Genomic DNA, 18,265 nt, shown 5'->3' on the forward strand with positions numbered 1-18,265 from the left:
CCCATTTGAATTCGATTTACATTTCAATTACAAAATGGATAACCTGCCCTCCGGTAACCCCATACGGTACCGAAAAGGCAGGCCTCCCATTTAACTACAATTGCACCCCCTTTTGAATGGGTCGTCTAAATATCCTGTTACCATTAGTAACCGGGCATTTGTTCCAGATTCGGGTTCAGGTCTCTTTGCACCTGTGGTATAGGCCACCAGTAATCTCTGGCCGGATCAAAACTTCTGGTTTCGATAGACTCATGATTGTAGGTGTAAATCTTTGTGTTTAAGTCTTTCTCCGCCGTTTTCCATCGACGGATATCATTATAATACAACCCTTCTCCTGCAAATTCCACACGTCTTTCCAGATGAATCGCCTTACGCAGTGCCACCTGATCATAACTCCCGGAAAGAGGTGGCATATCCACTCTTGCCCGTACCTGATTGATGGCATCCAGTACCGTTGCATCAGGTCCGCTTGCTTCATTTTGCGCTTCCGCATACATCAGCAGGATATCCGCATATCTTAAGACGATATAATTGGTTTCTGACTGGCCACCTTTTAAATCATTCAGATCTTTTGGCGGCTTCTCTTTATCATAGATCGTATATTTTTTCATGCCGTAACCAGTAATCGCAAAACGGCTATCCGTCACCGTTTCACCCATGAATGTATCGCCCGGATAAACAATGGTCGCATATAGCCTTGGGTCCCTGTTTTCATAAGGTTTATCTTTATTATATCCCGAAGTTGGATCCGTAATAGGCAGGCCGGACTTCATTTCATAGGCCTCTGCCAGATCCAGCAAAGGCGCATTTGTATTATACTGTTTGCCGATCAGATCAAAGGAGGTGCCCAGATCCGGATAGATAAACTGCACATCAAAAATGACTTCTTTGTTATTCTCGTTAGCCGGCAGAAACAAAGCTCTGTAGTTGTCAAATAAACCATAACCGGCGTCAGGTGCCAGCTGCATTACCGCCTTGGCAGCATCTGCTGCTGCCTTCCATTTATCTTTACTGTTACCGGTATTGAGTAATGGGCTCGCCTCAAACAGCAACACTCTGGCCTTGAGACTTAAGGCCGCGCCCTTGGTCGCCCTGCCTATATCATCTCCACTGTATTTAAGTGGCAACAAAATGGCCGCACTGTCCAAATCTTTTATTACCTGCGCCACGACCTCTTCTCTTGGCGTACGTGGCAGATCGGCCTGCGCTTCCTTATCAGGCGGATCCAGTATCAACGGAACACCGCCATAATAGTTCTCCAGTTCAAAATAATACAAGGCTCTTAAAAAATGGACTTCGCCACGCATTCTGTCAAAAACATCAGCCTCAATAGGGACTTGGCCGGCATGCGCCAGAAAGGTATTGCAGCGCCCGATACCAGAATAGCAATCATGGTAACGAGAAGGGATAATGCCGGTACTGGCCGACTCTTGCTTACCTTCCGCAATAAAATTAAAGCCCATGGCATTGCTATAGTTATAAGCATTAGGCGTAGCCGTCTCTTCCCATAAAGGTGTGGCTTCTCCGCCGAATAGTCCGGAAGTCGTCAATATCTCGTAACATCCGGTTAGTGCGGCATTCACGGCCGCTTCTGATTTCCAGAAATTACTTTCCACATATTTATTATCGGGCGAAGTGTCCAACAGGCTTTTGCTGCAACTGGCCAGTGCCAGTGAAAGGCCTGCCGCCATTACAATTATATTTCTAATTTGCATCGCTATAAGTTTTTTAGGTTTAGAAAGTGATCCTCGCGCCGGCGCTCAGTGTTTTCAGCATTGGATAATGATAGAGGGAACTAACGTTAAGCGCCGTCTCTGGATCAAAGTCTTTATACTTGGAGAAGGTCAGATAGTTTTCCGCGTTAATATAGACTGACAGGCCAGTGATCTTAAGCCGGCTCATCCATTTGGCCGGCAGCTGATAGGCCAATTGAATATTTTTCATCCGCAGGTAAGAACCGTCTTTTAACCAAAAATCGGAATCCTTGAAATTATCCTGGCCACCGGTACTGGTGGTGACAATCGGCAATCTGGCATTGGGATTCTCCGGCGTCCAGGCATCTGTCGCCCATTCCCAGGTAGCGCCCGCGCCGTTATTAAACGGAAACGTAAGGTTTCCTTCGGGATAGACTTTAATGCCTCCTACTCCCTGAAAATCAGCACTTAATGTCAGTCCCTTATAACCCATGTTAATACTGAAACCATAGGTATATTTTGGTATTTCAGATGAAGACTTAATGATGACGCGATCGTCCGCATTAATAATACCATCTTTATTTACGTCCCGGTATTTGATATAACCGGCCTTTGTACTGTTGGACTGGAAAGGGCTGTTGGCCACTTCCTCATCACTTTGGAAGATACCAATCGCATCTAAGATATAATGGGAATTGATTGGTAATCCTTCCTGGGTAATGGTAGAAAGATTCGTGCCCAAATTATAGAGAATCTGGCCATCGAGGTCGACGACTTCGTTCTTGTTATAAGAGAAGCTCCCGTTGAATCCATAAGTAAAGTCACCTGCATGATCGTTATATCCCAGTGAAATCTCAAATCCTTTATTGTCCATGACCCCGATATTTTGCTGAGGTCCTTTTAACCCGCCTACCTGATCGGGAATATCTACTGCGCGCAAAATATGGGAAGTCCTTTTCTTATAGATCTCAGCGGTCACATTTAAGCGGTGATTGAGTAGTTCCATATCCAAACCGAGATTATAGTTCGTAGTCGTCTCCCAGGTAATAGAAGGGTCCACATAGGCGGTTGATGCCGCGCCGGAAGCCAGCGTTCCATCAAAGCTATAATCCTGTCCAAGATCAATGGAATTTTCATAACTATTTAAGGGCACTGCCTGATTACCCGTTTTACCGTAAGAAGCCCGCAGCTTGAGCAGATCAAAGGCATTTTTCCAGGGGAAGAAGCCCTCCTTGTCAATGCGCCATCCGGCTGAAAGTCCCGGATACTGCCCCCAGCGTCTGCCCGGACCAAATCTGGCCGATCCGTCAGAGCGGATAATACCTTGTAAGAGGTATTTACCCTTATAATCATAATTTACCCTTCCAAAATAAGAAATCAAAGCATCTTCTGAACTTTTACCGCCTATGTCATAACGCTCAGAACCCGCATCCAGCGCCGTTAATGTACCATCCAGATAGCCGATCATGGTGGCATCAAATCCTTTGGTTTCAAAATGATCATAACTGTTACCGATCATGACGGTCAGGTGATGATCCTGCCCAAATGTTTTCGCCCAGTCCAGGGTGTGATAAAAATGCACATTCAGCTCATTATAGTCCGTATTAGACGAACGAGGGGCTGTAGCCGGGCTATTCCAGTTGATAAAGGCATCTGTTTTGGGGTTCCAGGTTTTAACCTGCGGTGTAAACTCTTCCAGCAATCCGTCATATTTATCAACACCATACTTGGCATTATACGTAATACCGAAAGGAAGTTCATACTTGGCAAAGGCACTGGCCACAAAACGCTGTACGGTTTTATGTCCATACCCCGTATAGGCGATCATTCTGGGATTCTCCCAGTTGTTTCTGCCAGGTGTACGCATCCAGGAATTCCCGTAACGGCCATCTTTCAATGTGTCTGTCAAAATTGGCAGGGAGCGCATCAGGTAACTCCAGAAATTCGTATAAAAAGGTGTGGTATACTTTCTGTAATAGCCATCGAGCATCATGCCTACCGTCAGCCTTTTGGTGATGCGAAAACTTGTATTCAGCCCAACGGAATATTTCTTCTCGCTATTGCCTGGACCAATGATAATACCGTCTCTGTCCAATACCCCCAGCGATAAACGGTAGTTAGACTTGTCGGTCCCGCCCGAAACACTGACATCATGCTTCTGTATCTGTCCGTTCTTCAAGGCAATATCAAACCAGTTACTGGAAGGATAGGTAAAAGGATCCGTTTTCAGGCCGGCCTGGTATTCTGCGATCTCCTCGTCAGAATAATCGACCTTATCCTTGCCTTCATTGATCAGCGCCTGGTTCTTCAGCTTCATATATTTGATCGGATCCCAAATGGCATCCGGCATGTACGTTGGCTTCTGGGAGCCGATGTAGTAATTATAGTTTACTTTGGCTTTACCACTGCCGGTCTTGGTGGTCACCAAAATCACCCCGTTGCTGGCTCTGGAGCCATAGATAGCGGCAGACGCATCTTTTAACACGGTCACCGTCGCAATATCACTGGGATTGAGCTCATCCAGGGAGTATTCCACTCCATCCACCAGCACTAGTGGGTCATTGTTATTTAAGGTACCGATCCCCCTGATACGGATCGTTGCGCGATCGACGCCCGGCTGGCTATTGGACAGGTTCACAAAAAGCCCTGGCGTACCATGCAATGCATTACTGGCATTGGTAATGGGTTGTCCTTCTTTTTCTGTCATGTCAACGGTCGTAACAGCACCGGTCAGGTTGACCTTTTTTTGCGTACCATATCCGACAACAACGACATTGGCCAGGTCATTGGCATCTTCCTGCAAGGAGATGGTGCCAAGGGAGCTACCAGTTACCACCACCGTCTGGCTCAGATAGCCAATCATGCTGATCGCGATCGAATCCCCGTCTTTGGCCGGAACCGTAAAAGATCCGTCACTACGTGTCAATGCGTTTTGATTACTGCTCATCACATGAACAGTAGCACCTGATAAGGGGTTGCCGTCAATGGCAGATTGCACTTTACCCGACACATCCGTCTGGGCAAAGAGCACAACATTCAATAAGGAAAAGCACAGTAGCAACAGCATACGTTTCGCGGCTGCCGTCGGTCTGACAGAATTTCTTTTCCTGGAAATTGTAAATTTCATAATTTACGCTTTAGTGTTTAAATAGAGAAAATAGCTGGAACGGAGTTTGTCTTAATTAATCGTATTATTCAATATACAGTGTTATAAGATGTATAGGTCATTATTGTTTTAACCGGGCAGATTTACAATAAGGCAGATAGCCATTGTCAATTCCCTGATTTTTCGCGGCCACAAAAAAACATCAAATACCAGCCAAAACAACCTGATAAGTATTATCCAATTATTAACTTTCATCACGGTCGGCATCATCACCTCTCCATGTCCAACTGCAGCAACAATCCCTCTTCTTTCTCTTCCCGCCCGATACATAGCGGTGCATTTCAGTTGTCCCGTCAAATCTCACTCCAGCCGAACGGTCATTGATTCAAATGCCCATTCGTGTTGGTTTATGACCGGCCTTAACCGGCCTTCGTCCGCTGCTTCGCTTAACTAGCGGCATCTAGTAAATAACCTTTGGCCAGGGCCCTGAATGCATTTACCTGAGCAGCCTTCCATTCGCTATCACCGTCTCTGCCCATTTCCCGGGCCATAATATCTGCGACAGGTTCAGCCAGATCCATTGCTTTATGCGCATCCGTAAATAATAACCTCGTCCTTCTGGCCAGCACATCTTCTACCGTCTGCGCCATTTCATGGCGGACAGCCCATACGACCTGAATGGTCAGTAGTCTGTCATATCCTCCCACTGGCCAGGTAAGCTCGGGATTACCATTCATATAGGTTTCCAATAGAGGTTTATCAGCACCATAACCCGACAGCGGGTCTGCCGGATCAAGCGGGGCTGCGGCACCATGGATGGTCAAGTTTTTTGTCAGACAGGGCTTAGAAGGCAACAGTCCCTGATAGATCATTTTAGCGATCGTGTCTTCCGCCATTTTTCGATATGTGGTCCATTTACCGCCGATGACCGATACCAGACCGCTTTTAGCCACCATTACTTTATGACTTCTTGAAATCTCCTTGGTCTTGTCTTCACTGTCACTTGTCGCAGCCAGCGGCCGGAGACCTGCATAGACACTTTGGACATCTTTTCGGGTCGGTGCCTGTGATAGGTATTTGCCAGCTGTGCGCAGGACAAATTCGATTTCTGATTCCAGGGCCCGCGGTTCCAGATCATGCTTGTTAAGCGGCGTATCTGTCGTCCCCATCAGCACTTTATCAAACCAGGGTAACACAAACAATACGCGCCCGTCATCTGTTTTGGGAATCATAATTCCATCCTGGCTATTAAGGAATTTCCTATCAAGGACCAGATGAATGCCTTGACTGGGACGGATCATAGACTTTGCCTGATCATTATCCATATGCAGGATCTCATCGGCAAACACCCCGGTTGCATTTACAATAGCCCCCGCGCTGATCTGAAAGGTTTTCCCACCTATCGTGTCAATGACATCAAGGCCGTTTAGCCGGCCTTTGTCATTCTTATGCAGCTTCGTTACCTTGGCATAGTTCAGGCAAACCGCCCCATGCTCTACGGCAGTTTGTGCCAGGTTGAGCGCCAGTCTTGCATCGTCAAAAGTGCCATCGTGGTACAGAACACCACATTTAAGCCCATTTTTCTGAACCGTTGGCAGTTTGGATTTTAAAGTTGATTTTCGAATCAGTTTCGACTTCCCGAAACTCAATTTACCGGAGAGCCAATCATAAAGTTTCAGACCCGCTACATATTTTATGGAACTGAAATAACTATAACAGGGTATAATAATAGATTCATTTCTGGTCAGATGCGGTGCGTTATGCAGGAGCCGGCCTCTTTCCTTCAAGGCTTCCCTAACAAGGCCAACATCTCCCTGTGCCAGGTAGCGGACACCCCCATGCACCAACTTTGTACTTCTGCTGGAAGTCCCCTTGGCAAAATCCGATTGTTCGAGTAATAATGTTTTATACCCCCTGGTGGCACCATCCACCGCAATACCCAGACCGGTAGCTCCACCGCCAATAATGACCAAATCCCAGACAGTCTGGCTTTCCATTGCCTCCAGTAATTTATTTCTATCAAATGATTCCATTTATAACGGTTCAGGTTTTAAGGTTAGAGCAATAGTTGATGAAAAAAATCAGGTGTTTTTGAGCTGCAACAGCTTAAATCCAAACGATTTAGTTTCAAGTGCAATAATACCAAGTTTCGTTTGTTTATTTTTGAAACAACAAAATCACAAAACGAAATTAAATACAAAGTTTCAGAAATCACAAAATAATTTTAAATAATTCTTAAAATAACATACATTGCGTTGATTATCAAACGAATAATTTTAAACACCTGTTATTCATCGACAAATCTATTTTTTTATAATGCCAAGTGCGTCGTATTCAGTAACTTTGGTATCAAAACTATATCTATGGCCAGTTTAGAGAGACATCAGCAAATCATCGACATAGTGCATCAAAAGGGTTATGAGAGCGTTTCCAGTCTCTGTAAGGCGTTAAAAGTTTCTGCGGTTACCATCCGAAAGGATCTCAAACTGTTGGAAAAAGCCGGAAAACTCTACAGAACACATGGTGGCGCGTCTAATACCAATCCATTTACCACAGACAGGCCGGTGAATGAAAAAGAAATGATGCAGACTGCCGAGAAGAAATCTATCGGTAAAAAAGCAGCTACTTATATTACAGCTGATGACTCCATTATTATCGCCTCTGGTACTACGATGCTTGCCCTGGCCCGGGAAATCCAGCCACAGCAAAAACTGATTGTAATCACTTCAGCGCTGCAGGTCGCCTCTGAGTTGGTGAAGCATAACAATGTGGATATTATGCAGCTGGGTGGCATTGTCAGACAAAGCTCCTCCTCTGTCGTTGGCAGTTACGCCGAAGAAATCCTTAAAGATTTCTTCTGTACAAAGCTATATTTAGGGGTAGATGGGATTGATTTTGAGTTTGGTATAACAACCAGCAACTCCATGGAAGCTCAGCTCAATAAATCCATGATCAGTGTTGTACAGCGGGTCATCGTTCTGGCAGACCACACGAAATTTGGCAAAAGAGGCTTTAGCCGGATATGCGGACTCCATGACATCGATGAGATCATCACAGATAAAGGTATTTCCCCGGCAACTGTTGACCAGTGCCAAAAACTCGGCATAAAAATCACGATCGCCGAATAGTCCCTGCAACCGGCCTTGCCTAGGGCAAGCCAAGGCCGGTCCAACCCAAATTCCGGCCTTTGAGATGCCGCGATTCCCAGAATATGTTCATACTAGCCAAGTGGCAGCATAGGCAGCTCCCTTAACAAAAATTACAGCACTAACTGGCTGATTCACTACAATTTGTTAAGAATTTTCTATTTATTTTTACTTTTTCCTTTTTTTATAATTTCAGATATGTTAATTTGCGTTTGATATGTTTCGTTTCTTTTCACTTAACCTATAAATGAAAGCAGGTGTTTATGTAGGATTTAAGAAAATATCCGGTGAATATCTGAACGCACTTAAAGCTATAAAAATGGAAAAGTATATTCTGACGCTTGACCAGGGCACGACCAGTTCCCGGGCAATTCTGTTTAACCATGAAGGCGCTATCGTTTCACTTGCGCAAAAAGAATTTAAACAAATCTATCCGCAACCAGGATGGGTCGAACATGATCCGATGGAAATATGGTCGACGCAGGCCAGTGTAATCACGGAAGCTGTTTTACAAAAAGGAATCGACCGGCAGGCGCTAGCCGCTATTGGCATTACCAATCAGCGAGAGACAACTGTCGTCTGGGACCGGTCCACAGGCGTTCCTGTTTATAACGCCATTGTCTGGCAGGACAGACGGACCTCTGCTATCTGCGACGGATTGAGAAAAGATGGCAAAGCGGAACTGATTCAGCAAAAGACAGGACTGATCGTTGATGCGTATTTTTCCGGCACGAAAATCCAATGGATACTGGATAACGTGGAAGGCGTGAGAGCCAGGGCAGAAAAAGGAGAACTGGCGTTCGGAACCATCGATAGCTGGCTGATATGGAACCTGACCGGAGGCAAACTACATATCACAGATGTCACAAACGCCTCCAGGACCATGTTATATAATATTCATACGCTAAGCTGGGATGAAACCTTGCTGGAGCTGTTGCGCATTCCGGCCTCTTTGCTTCCCGAAGTAAAATCTTCCAGCGAAGTATATGGGACAACATCCGGAAGTCTGTTAGGCATACAAGTACCGATTGCCGGTATCGCCGGCGACCAGCAATCCGCCTTGTTCGGACACATGTGTAACCGGCCGGGCATGGTGAAGAACACCTATGGTACAGGTTGTTTCATGCTGATGAATATAGGCAGCAAACCTACTCTTTCTAAAAACAACTTGATTACTACCATAGCCTGGAAAATTGGCGACGAAGTGCATTATGCGCTTGAGGGCAGTATTTTTATAGCAGGTGCTGTGGTGCAGTGGCTGCGCGATGAGTTAAAGATGATTGAATCCGCTCCTGAAATAGAAGCACTAGCGGCAGCGGTGCCGGATACCGGCGGCGTATACATGGTACCTGCTTTTGCCGGCCTGGGAGCTCCTCACTGGAATCAGGATGCCCGAGGCAGTATTTTCGGAATCACCAGAGGAACAAATAAAAATCATTTTTGTCGCGCCGCACTGGAGAGCATCGCTTACCAAACGATGGATGTGCTGACTGCCATGCAAAATGATGCGGGCCTTCAGATCAGTCAACTCAGAGTGGACGGCGGCGCCACCAATAATAATTTGCTATTGCAATTTCAGGCGGATATTCTTGGAACCGAAGTACTCAGACCCAATATTACAGAAATCACGGCTATTGGCGCTGCCTATCTCGCCGGGCTGGCTGTCGGTTTCTGGGAAAATATTCAGGCGATCGAAAAACAATGGCAGATTAACCGCAGTTTTACACCTGAGAACAGCGACAGCACCGCACGGATCCGGGGCTGGCAGCGAGCTGTGGCGGCTGTAAAAGCCTGGACTGATCTGGATAAATCTTAATTATCTATTACTGTCCTTTTTTTAATTAAACTAATTTTTATCTTTTTAATGCTATTTTCATGAGTCCAATAATTGCTGAATTGATCGGTACCACAATTTTGATTCTTTTAGGCAATGGCGTAGTTGCCAATGTGCTGCTTAAAGATACTAAGGGCAACAACAGTGGATGGATTGTCATTACCACAGGCTGGGCGCTGGCTGTTTTTGCCGGCGTTATTATTGCCGGACCATACAGTGGTGCGCACCTGAATCCTGCTGTCACCATTGGCCTGGCCATTGCCGGTAAATTTGATTGGGCACTTGTCCCGGGGTTTATACTGGCACAGCTGGTGGGCGCCATGGTCGGTTCGTTCTTAGTGTACCTGATGTACAGGGACCATTTTAATGCGACAAAATCTCCGGGATTGGAAGCTGCCTGCTTTTATACCAGCCCTGCGATCAGAAATGCTAAACTCAATGTATTAAGTGAGGTGTTAGGTACTTTTGTTTTGATATTAGCGGTATTTTATATTAAAGGCGGAGAACTGGGTGAAGCCAAAACACCTATAGGACTTGGTTCTATCGGTGCTATTCCGGTCACCTTTATCGTCTGGGCTATCGGGCTTTCATTAGGAGGTACTACCGGCTATGCCATAAATCCAGTCAGAGATCTGGGCCCCAGGATTACGCATGCTTTATTACCGCTCAAAGATAAAAATAAAGCCGACTGGCAATATTTCTGGGTACCCATTGTGGGTCCCCTCATTGGTTGTGCTGTGGCAGCAATTCTCTATCTGGTGCTTAGCTAAGTTTACCGACCGGCCGGGATTTACAACTATCGGTAATGAATCTATGTGTGAACTACCCACCCACGCTAAAGCGATGAATGGGCTTCGTGCTTCACAGCGACTTGCTTACTGCCCAAATGGGTTAGAAGTCTTATTATCGCTCCACACGTGTACTCGCAAGTCCCTTACGAGGTTTTTAAGTCTTTTACTGACAAAACGAAAGTAAATGTACTTTGTAAAACAGCCAAATACTTTTGTGCCTTACAGCCCACCCACACTACGTGATGAATGGGTTTTACGGCACGTTCTATAAACCTGCTATTCAAAAAACAAGTCATCTGTCATAAGGTTCTTTTTTGGGAGCCTTGTGACAGGTAACAATACCATAATGTTTTGTTAGGTTTTGTTAGGTTTATTTTGGCTACATTTGGACAGCTTATAGCAGTACAATCCAGTAATCATGCCGAGTCTTTTTGAAAATAATCAGCAATTTTTGATTAGCTCCCTCAAATCGGGAGACCGGAAGATCTTTGCCCAAATCTATGAGGATCAGAGCAAATCTATATATATAAAATTACTTAAACTGGTCAGATCAGAGAAAATTGCAGAAGAATTATTACAGGAACTATTTGTCAAGTTATGGATCAAAAAAGACACCCTGGATATCCATACAAACCTACCTGCGTACCTGAACCGGATGGCCGCCAATCTGGCCTATGACTATTTTAGAAAAGCCGCCAGAGAGCAGAAAGCCAGAGCGGCCTTGCTGGAACACTTTGATATCTGTTACGATCCCTCCCATACGCAGGCGCATGAGTACCCCTTGCTACAGGAGCTTGATACATTGATCGGGCAACTTCCTCCTCAACGCAAAAAAGTATTGGAGCTCTGTAAAATACAAGGCAAATCCTATCAGGAAGCTGGCAGTTTATTAGGTATATCTGCCTCTACTGTTAACGACCATATCGTCAAAGCGACCAAAATATTACGTGCGCAACTTTTGGAGAAAAAATCATTGAATGCCGTTTTAATACTGCTTTTTTATTGTTCCAACTAAGCCGCTGCAACTAAAGACTTGCCTTTCATTGTAACGCTATCAGTTAAAATGGGCGTATATTTGTATTATATATAGGACAGCGTCACTTTCACTTCCTAAATTGATGCGACTCTATTTTCTGGCAGTAAAAAAAACAGCATGACTTTTCAAAATATGATTCATGGCGACAAGCCTGTATTGGTCGACTTTTTCGCCGAGTGGTGTGGCCCCTGTAAAACGATGGCACCCATTTTGAAAGAATTAAAGCAGCGGATCGGTGACAACGCGTACATCATTAAAATTGATGTGGACAAGAACCCGCAGGCCGCTGCGGCCTATCAGATACAGGGCGTACCTACGCTGATGCTCTTCAAGAAAGGAGAAATACGCTGGCGGCAGTCTGGCGTCTGCCCGGCAAGTGAATTAGAACGATTAATTAATGCAAACAAATAGATGGGAATAATAGAATCTTTGAAGCAACCCTGGCCGTGGTATATCGCAGGCCCCTTAATCGGCCTGACAGTGCCTATGCTACTCATTGTAGGCAACAAATCATTCGGGATCAGCTCATCGCTGAGGCATATATGCGCCTCTTGCTTGCCTGCCAATATCCCGTTTTTTAAATATGACTGGAAAAAAGAATTGTGGAACCTGTTTTTTGTATTGGGTATATTGCTGGGCGGCGTGATCGCGGCCAGCCTGTTATCAAATCATGCACCAGTTGAAGTCAGTCCCAAACTCGCAGCAGAGCTGGCTGGATATGGCATTACCGATTACAGTAATTTAGTCCCGAAAGACATCATGACCTGGCCGTCACTATTGACGCTAAAAGGCTTTCTGCTGATGGTTGTTGGTGGGTTTCTGGTCGGCTTCGGCACGCGCTATGCTGGGGGCTGTACTAGTGGGCACGCTATTATGGGCCTGTCTAATCTACAGTGGCCTTCGCTGATTGCAACTATTTGTTTTATGATAGGCGGGCTGCTGATGGCCAACCTGATTTTACCCCTTATCCTTATCTTATAATTCCAACGAGCCATGCAACAACATACGGATACTGTCCATCAGACACAACCTCACACATTAAAGGCGAGTGATACCCACCCTATCCAAGTACAGCAAAAATGGTATGCCAACCTCAAATACATGATCATTGGTATGTTATTCGGTATCGTATTCGTGAAATCTGAAGTCATCAGCTGGTTCCGTATACAAGAAATGTTCCGTTTGGAATCATTCCATATGTATGGCATTATCGGCAGTGCGATCCTGACAGGCATGGTGTCCATTTTGCTGTTAAAGAAATTCAAGATTAAGACAATGGACGGTGAACCCATTAACATTGCACCCAAAACATTTAATAAAGGCCAGATCTATGGCGGTTTGATTTTCGGGCTGGGCTGGGCAATGACAGGTGCCTGTCCAGGGCCACTTTTCGCACAAATAGGCACGGGCGTCACAGTGATCTCCGTTACTTTACTGAGTGCTATTGCAGGCACCTGGGTCTATGGCCTGCTCAGGGAAAAACTGCCGCGTTAGTACAGCTCCGATGCCGATCTCAAAAACAGGCAGACATTGCCTGCCATGTACCCAGGGCATTGTGTAATTGCAGGCAACCCTGGTAAAACGATAAGCTCCTGACAATCAAACACTGTCCGCTACCTTGCCTCTGTTTTTCCCCAATCATAAAAAAAAGTTCGTTTTCCAGCAGATGTAGAGCGGCCACAAAGCGTCATTATTAAAATTCGCTTTGACTCAATCAGAATTTCAACAGATATTTTTTCGACTACAACATGGCGAAGCTACCAAAGAACAGATGGATAGCTTCTTAGACGCCTTGCAAAACCAAAGTGAGCTGGAGGCCTATTTTCAAGAACTGCTAAAAGATCATTTTCTCCACCAGGAAACCGTCGCAGGGCATCCTTATCCACATAGTGCCGACAACGCGCTGGAAAGCAAAGCGCTGGATCAGTTGCTGGCACATACATGGAAGACGATTGATCAGCAGACTGCCAGGCCTGAGATACGCCTCAGCGTGTCGTCCGACACAGCTAAAAAGGCGCGGCGACGTATCCGGCCCATTCAATGGGTAGTTGCCGCGTCTGTAGCACTTCTGCTGGGTCTGGGTGCCGGAATATTGATTAATAACAGCAGACAGACGGGTCATCCGCGGCTATTGACAACTGCCCTAAAGGCAGAACGTTCACCCAGCATTCTCCCCGGCAAATCTGCAGCGGTATTAACGCTGGCAAGCGGAACGCAAATTATACTGGACAGCACTGTGGATCAAAGTATTAAAAAGGGTAATCAGCTCATTGCCTACAACGAAGCTGGCAAAATCGATTATCAGGCGGGGACTTATACCGCAACAGAGATTCAATATAATACCTTAACCACTGAAAAAGGGAACCGCTATCAATTGATATTGCCCGATGGTACAAAAGCCTGGCTGAATGCAGAAAGTTCTATCCGTTTTCCGGACAGATTCCCTGACGACCAGAGAACGGTCTCCATAACCGGTGAAGTCTATTTTGAAGTGCAGCACGACCAGAACAAACCCTTTGTCGTACAGGTGAAGGGGCAGACCATCCGTGATATCGGAACGGCCTTTAATGTTAACGCTTATGAAGACGAGCCCTCCATTAAAACGACGCTGATAGAAGGAATCATAGAAGTGAATGATACCCGGCTCAAACCGGGCTGGCAGGCAGCCATCAGGCCCGGCGGCAAAATGACCATTGATAAAAATGCCGATCTCGCTGAAGTCATTAGCTGGAAAAACAATACTTTTTTATTCCATCAAACGGATATGGGGTCCATACTGCGGCAGATTGCCCGGTGGTACGATGTCCGGATCCTCTATAAAGGAACCTTCGACCAGACTTTTACGGGTGGCATTTCCCGGCAGACCAGTTTGGATGAAATCCTGAAAATCCTAAGCTTTTCTAATAAAATAAAATTCGAAGTTCATGACAGAAACATAATCGTTCAACCCAATTAATATGCCGGAACAAAAAAGTCACTTCAGCGGGCAGGCCGAAGTGACCGGAAGTCAGAGCATGTATTCAGGCCCTTTTTAAACCTAAACTATTCACTCTAACAATGTAAAGGTATGCAATTCAAACTTTATCTGTGCAGACCCGCCAGCTGGTCTGCGCCTAAAAAATTCGTGCGGATCATGAAATTAACCGCTGTTTTATCCCTTTTATTTGCCGTTTGTAGCTATGGCAGTACCAATGGACAGAAAATATCGCTTCAGTTAAAAAACGCCTCGCTAAAAACACTATTCCAGACCATTGAAAATCAGTCCGGTTATCATTTCTTTTATGCAGATGAAGACCTCCATCACGGGTCACCACTGAACATAGAAGTTCATAATATGGATTTAAAAGAGGTACTCAGTGCCTGCTTCAAAGGACAACCTTTCAAGTATTCTATTGTTTCAAAAACAATTATGGTACGTTATGAACCAGCCAAATCATTACCGGCACCGGAGGTCCTGATCCCCAAAGACACAACTGTACGGGGTGTCGTTAAAAACGAACAAGGAGAACCGTTGAGCGGTGTCAGTGTCATGTTGAAGGGGCGTAACATAGGCACGACTTCTTCCAGTGATGGCAGCTTCAGAATCGCTGTACCTAAACTCAGCGATACGCTGGAAATAAGTTTTGTAGGCTATCAATCTGTCACTTTACCCATCGATAACAGGACACTGCATGCCGTTAATCTGGAAGCGAAGCCGTCTTCACTGGAAGAATTGGTCATTGTGGGGTATGGTACGCAGAAAAAAGAAAACCTGACAACTGCGGTCTCCCAGATTACGGCCAAAGAACTCGATACGCGGCCATTACCCAATGTCGTCAGCGCTTTACAAGGTCAGCTTCCGGGACTAAATATTCAAACCAGCAGCGGAGACCCCGGCGCTACTCCGGAAATTAATATTCGTGGTTTTAACTCCATTAACGGTGGTGGCCCCCTGATTCTGATTGACGGCATCGTGGGAGATATCGACAGGGTCAATCCTGCAGACATTGAGACTGTAACCGTCTTAAAGGACGCCGCATCTTCTGCTATATATGGTGCCAGGGGAGCTTTTGGTGTTGTACTGATCACCACTAAGAAGGGAAAAGCCGGTAGTCTTGCCGTAAACTATACCAATAACTTCAGTGCCACCAGGCCAACCACCAGAACGGATTTTATTTCAGATCCCTATGTGTATGGTAAAACAGTAGACGCGGCACTGACCGGATACAATGGCACCACTTATACTCAATATGATGATGAGGACTGGGAAATTATTAAAAAAGTGGCTGGTGGGGAAATCGAGCCTTATTACGAAGAACAGCCAGACGGCACTTATAAGTTCTACGGCAATACGAACTGGTATGATTACCTGTTCAGAAAATGGCAGCCGGGACAAATGCACAACATCTCATTATCGGGCGGTTCAGAAAAGTTACACGGATATCTATCCGGCAGATACTATAAGACTACTGGCATCCAAAATATTGTCGATGCACCGCTGACCAAATATAATCTGAAAGCAAGCCTGACTTTCAAAGCCAACGACTGGCTGGAAATCTCTGATGATATTCAGTATAACAATAGTGATCAAAAGGAATATGGCGGCTACAGAAACGGATGGGGCGGCATATGGAGCACGACTACCTGGTACAATCTGTTTCCCTTCTACCCAAGCGAAATTAATGGTGTGCCATTTGATTTTTCCGGCGGCGGAGCTCAGGGGGCCCTACAGCAAGGCAACAACTGGAAAACACAATTCGAAGAACAATTCATCAATACGATTGCGGCTAAGTTAACGCCCCTCAAGGGCATGGAGCTTAATTTTAACTACAGCAACAAGATTAACCACGTCTCTAATACTACCCGGCTGAACACCTTTGATATTATCGTCGGCAATCAACTACAGTTAGAAAATGTAGGCGTTAACCGGCTAACGGAAGACCGGGGACGCGGTGATTACAGGGCAATGAATATTTTTGGCACGTATAACAGGGATATAAAAGATCATCATTTCAAATTGATGCTGGGATATAACCAGGAGAACTATGTGTCTGATAATATCACCGCTGAACAGGGCGGATTACTATTTGATGAACTGGCGAACCTAAACCTGGGTACAGAATTACTGAGGGCTGACGGTTCTGCAACTGTATGGGCTGTACAGGGGTATTTCGGCCGCTTTAATTATGATTATAAAAATAAATACCTGCTGGAGGTAAATGCCCGTTATGACGGCTCCTCCCGCTTTCCGAGTGAGAGCAGATGGGGGATGTTTCCTTCTGTTTCTACCGGCTGGTATGTGAGCCGCGAAAACTTCTGGAAACCGCTCAAAGACGTGGTCAGTAATTTCAAACTCCGGGCTTCTTATGGTAAACTGGGTAATCAAAACGTGTCGTTATATACGTTTTCAGAAATTATGGGACTGGGCCAATCCAGCTGGCTGGTAGACGGTCAGAAACTGAATTACGCCGGTGTGCCTGCCCCGCTGCCCAGTTCTGTCAGCTGGGAAAAGACCAAGACACTGGACTTCGGTATCGACCTAGGCTTCTTGCAAAACAAGATTACGGCCTCTTTTGACTGGTATGAGAAAAGAACAGATGGCATGTATCTACCAGGAGAGCCTTTACCCGCTGTCTTTGGCGCCAATGAGCCTCAGGAAAATATTGCCGGTCTGCGCAACCGCGGATTTGAGTTGAATATCGGCTATCATGATCAGTTTTCTGTGGCAGGCAGCCCGCTGCACCTGAATGCATCAGTAAGCCTCTACAATTTCAAGGGGGTGATTACCAAGTATCCTAACCCCAACGGCATCATGAGCAATTTCTGGGAAGGCCAGGAACTGGGACAGATTTGGGGATATCATATTGATGGACAATTCCAGACGGATGAGGAAGCGAAAGCCTTTCAGGATCAGTTCGCCAACCCTACCAAAGATCTGGGACAGGTATATAAATTTATCATTAATACCGCTCAGAACAAAGAGTGGAAAGGTTTAAAAGCCGGTGACATCCATTATGTGGATCTGGATGGCGATGGTTCCATTGACAAGGGAGATTATACGCTGGCTGACCATGGAGACATCCGCCCAATCGGTAATGCCATGCCTAAACTACCTTTCGGCTTTACCCTTAGCGCCGACTGGAAAAACTTCGATCTTTATGTAGCCGGAACGGGTGTAGTTCATCAGGACTGGTATCCAACAGGAGATATATTCTGGGGCACCTATGAGCGGCCGTATTTGTCTTTTATCAGAAAAGACCTGATCACCAATGCATGGACACCGGAAAACCCGGAAAGGACTTATCCACAGATCTATAGAGGCTATACATCTTTAGGTGCGAACCGGTCACTGGGTGAAGTAAACGACTATTACCTGCTGAATGTAGGCTATCTGAGAGTGAAGAATCTGACCTTGGGTTACACCCTGCCGGAAAAGCTGACAAACAGATTCCAGATCAAAAAGCTGCGGATCTATTTCAGTGGAGAAAATATTCTGACCTGGCGTTTCGGCGATCTGACCAAATACGTAGACCCTGAACAAGCCGGTTCTGCTATTAATTATAATGACCCCAGCGGTGCAGTATCCCGCGCCCGTTTGGAAGACTATCCGATCGGCAAGACCTATTCAGTGGGCATTAACCTCACTCTATAATCAGTAGATTCAGAAATAAATTTATAA

At 45.7% G+C, this 18,265-nt stretch carries 12 protein-coding genes; 9 read left to right on the top strand and 3 right to left on the bottom strand.

Going from position 1 to position 18,265, the window contains the following annotated elements; translation table 11 throughout:
• Positions 1 to 143 precede the first annotated feature (143 nt).
• From K9M52_RS00735 to K9M52_RS00745, 3 genes are all read right to left on the bottom strand, one after another.
• Positions 144 to 1,715: a RagB/SusD family nutrient uptake outer membrane protein gene (locus tag K9M52_RS00735; protein WP_224070156.1), complete on the bottom strand. Its 1,572-nt coding sequence runs from the start codon at positions 1,713 to 1,715 to the stop codon at positions 144 to 146.
• Between the two features lie 19 nt (positions 1,716 to 1,734).
• Positions 1,735 to 4,821, bottom strand: coding sequence for a SusC/RagA family TonB-linked outer membrane protein (locus tag K9M52_RS00740; RefSeq protein WP_224070157.1), 3,087 nt, complete (start codon positions 4,819 to 4,821; stop codon positions 1,735 to 1,737).
• A gap of 425 nt (positions 4,822 to 5,246) precedes the next feature.
• Positions 5,247 to 6,833, bottom strand: coding sequence for a glycerol-3-phosphate dehydrogenase/oxidase (locus tag K9M52_RS00745; RefSeq protein WP_224070158.1), 1,587 nt, complete (start codon positions 6,831 to 6,833; stop codon positions 5,247 to 5,249).
• Positions 6,834 to 7,163: 330 nt separating this feature from the next.
• On the opposite strand from K9M52_RS00745, the gene K9M52_RS00750 reads away from it, so the two are divergent.
• The 9 genes from K9M52_RS00750 (at position 7,164) to K9M52_RS00790 (ending at position 18,238) form a co-directional block, all read left to right on the top strand.
• Positions 7,164 to 7,928: a DeoR/GlpR family DNA-binding transcription regulator gene (locus tag K9M52_RS00750; protein WP_224070159.1), complete on the top strand. Its 765-nt coding sequence runs from the start codon at positions 7,164 to 7,166 to the stop codon at positions 7,926 to 7,928.
• Between the two features lie 337 nt (positions 7,929 to 8,265).
• A complete protein-coding gene (gene glpK / locus K9M52_RS00755; protein WP_224070160.1) occupies positions 8,266 to 9,762 on the top strand; it encodes a glycerol kinase GlpK in 1,497 nt (498 codons plus the stop codon).
• Between the two features lie 59 nt (positions 9,763 to 9,821).
• The gene (locus K9M52_RS00760) at positions 9,822 to 10,550 is read left to right on the top strand and encodes an MIP/aquaporin family protein (RefSeq protein WP_224070161.1); all 729 of its coding nucleotides are present in this window, start codon (positions 9,822 to 9,824) and stop codon (positions 10,548 to 10,550) included.
• A 439-nt stretch (positions 10,551 to 10,989) separates the two neighbouring features.
• The gene (locus tag K9M52_RS00765; protein ID WP_224070162.1) at positions 10,990 to 11,586 is read left to right on the top strand and encodes an RNA polymerase sigma factor; all 597 of its coding nucleotides are present in this window, start codon (positions 10,990 to 10,992) and stop codon (positions 11,584 to 11,586) included.
• A gap of 138 nt (positions 11,587 to 11,724) precedes the next feature.
• On the top strand, positions 11,725 to 12,018 hold the full coding sequence (gene trxA, locus K9M52_RS00770) for a thioredoxin (protein WP_224070163.1): 294 nt from the start codon (positions 11,725 to 11,727) through the stop codon (positions 12,016 to 12,018).
• Complete coding sequence (locus K9M52_RS00775; RefSeq protein WP_224070164.1) at positions 12,019 to 12,588, top strand: YeeE/YedE family protein; 570 nt, start codon at positions 12,019 to 12,021, stop codon at positions 12,586 to 12,588.
• A gap of 12 nt (positions 12,589 to 12,600) precedes the next feature.
• Positions 12,601 to 13,101, top strand: coding sequence for a DUF6691 family protein (locus K9M52_RS00780; protein WP_224070165.1), 501 nt, complete (start codon positions 12,601 to 12,603; stop codon positions 13,099 to 13,101).
• A gap of 211 nt (positions 13,102 to 13,312) precedes the next feature.
• Positions 13,313 to 14,563, top strand: coding sequence for a FecR family protein (locus tag K9M52_RS00785; RefSeq protein WP_224070166.1), 1,251 nt, complete (start codon positions 13,313 to 13,315; stop codon positions 14,561 to 14,563).
• Positions 14,564 to 14,674: 111 nt separating this feature from the next.
• Positions 14,675 to 18,238, top strand: coding sequence for a SusC/RagA family TonB-linked outer membrane protein (locus K9M52_RS00790; RefSeq protein ID WP_224070167.1), 3,564 nt, complete (start codon positions 14,675 to 14,677; stop codon positions 18,236 to 18,238).
• Positions 18,239 to 18,265 lie beyond the last annotated feature (27 nt).

Origin of the sequence: Arachidicoccus terrestris (assembly GCF_020042345.1) — a bacterium.
Classification (GTDB): domain Bacteria; phylum Bacteroidota; class Bacteroidia; order Chitinophagales; family Chitinophagaceae; genus Arachidicoccus; species Arachidicoccus terrestris.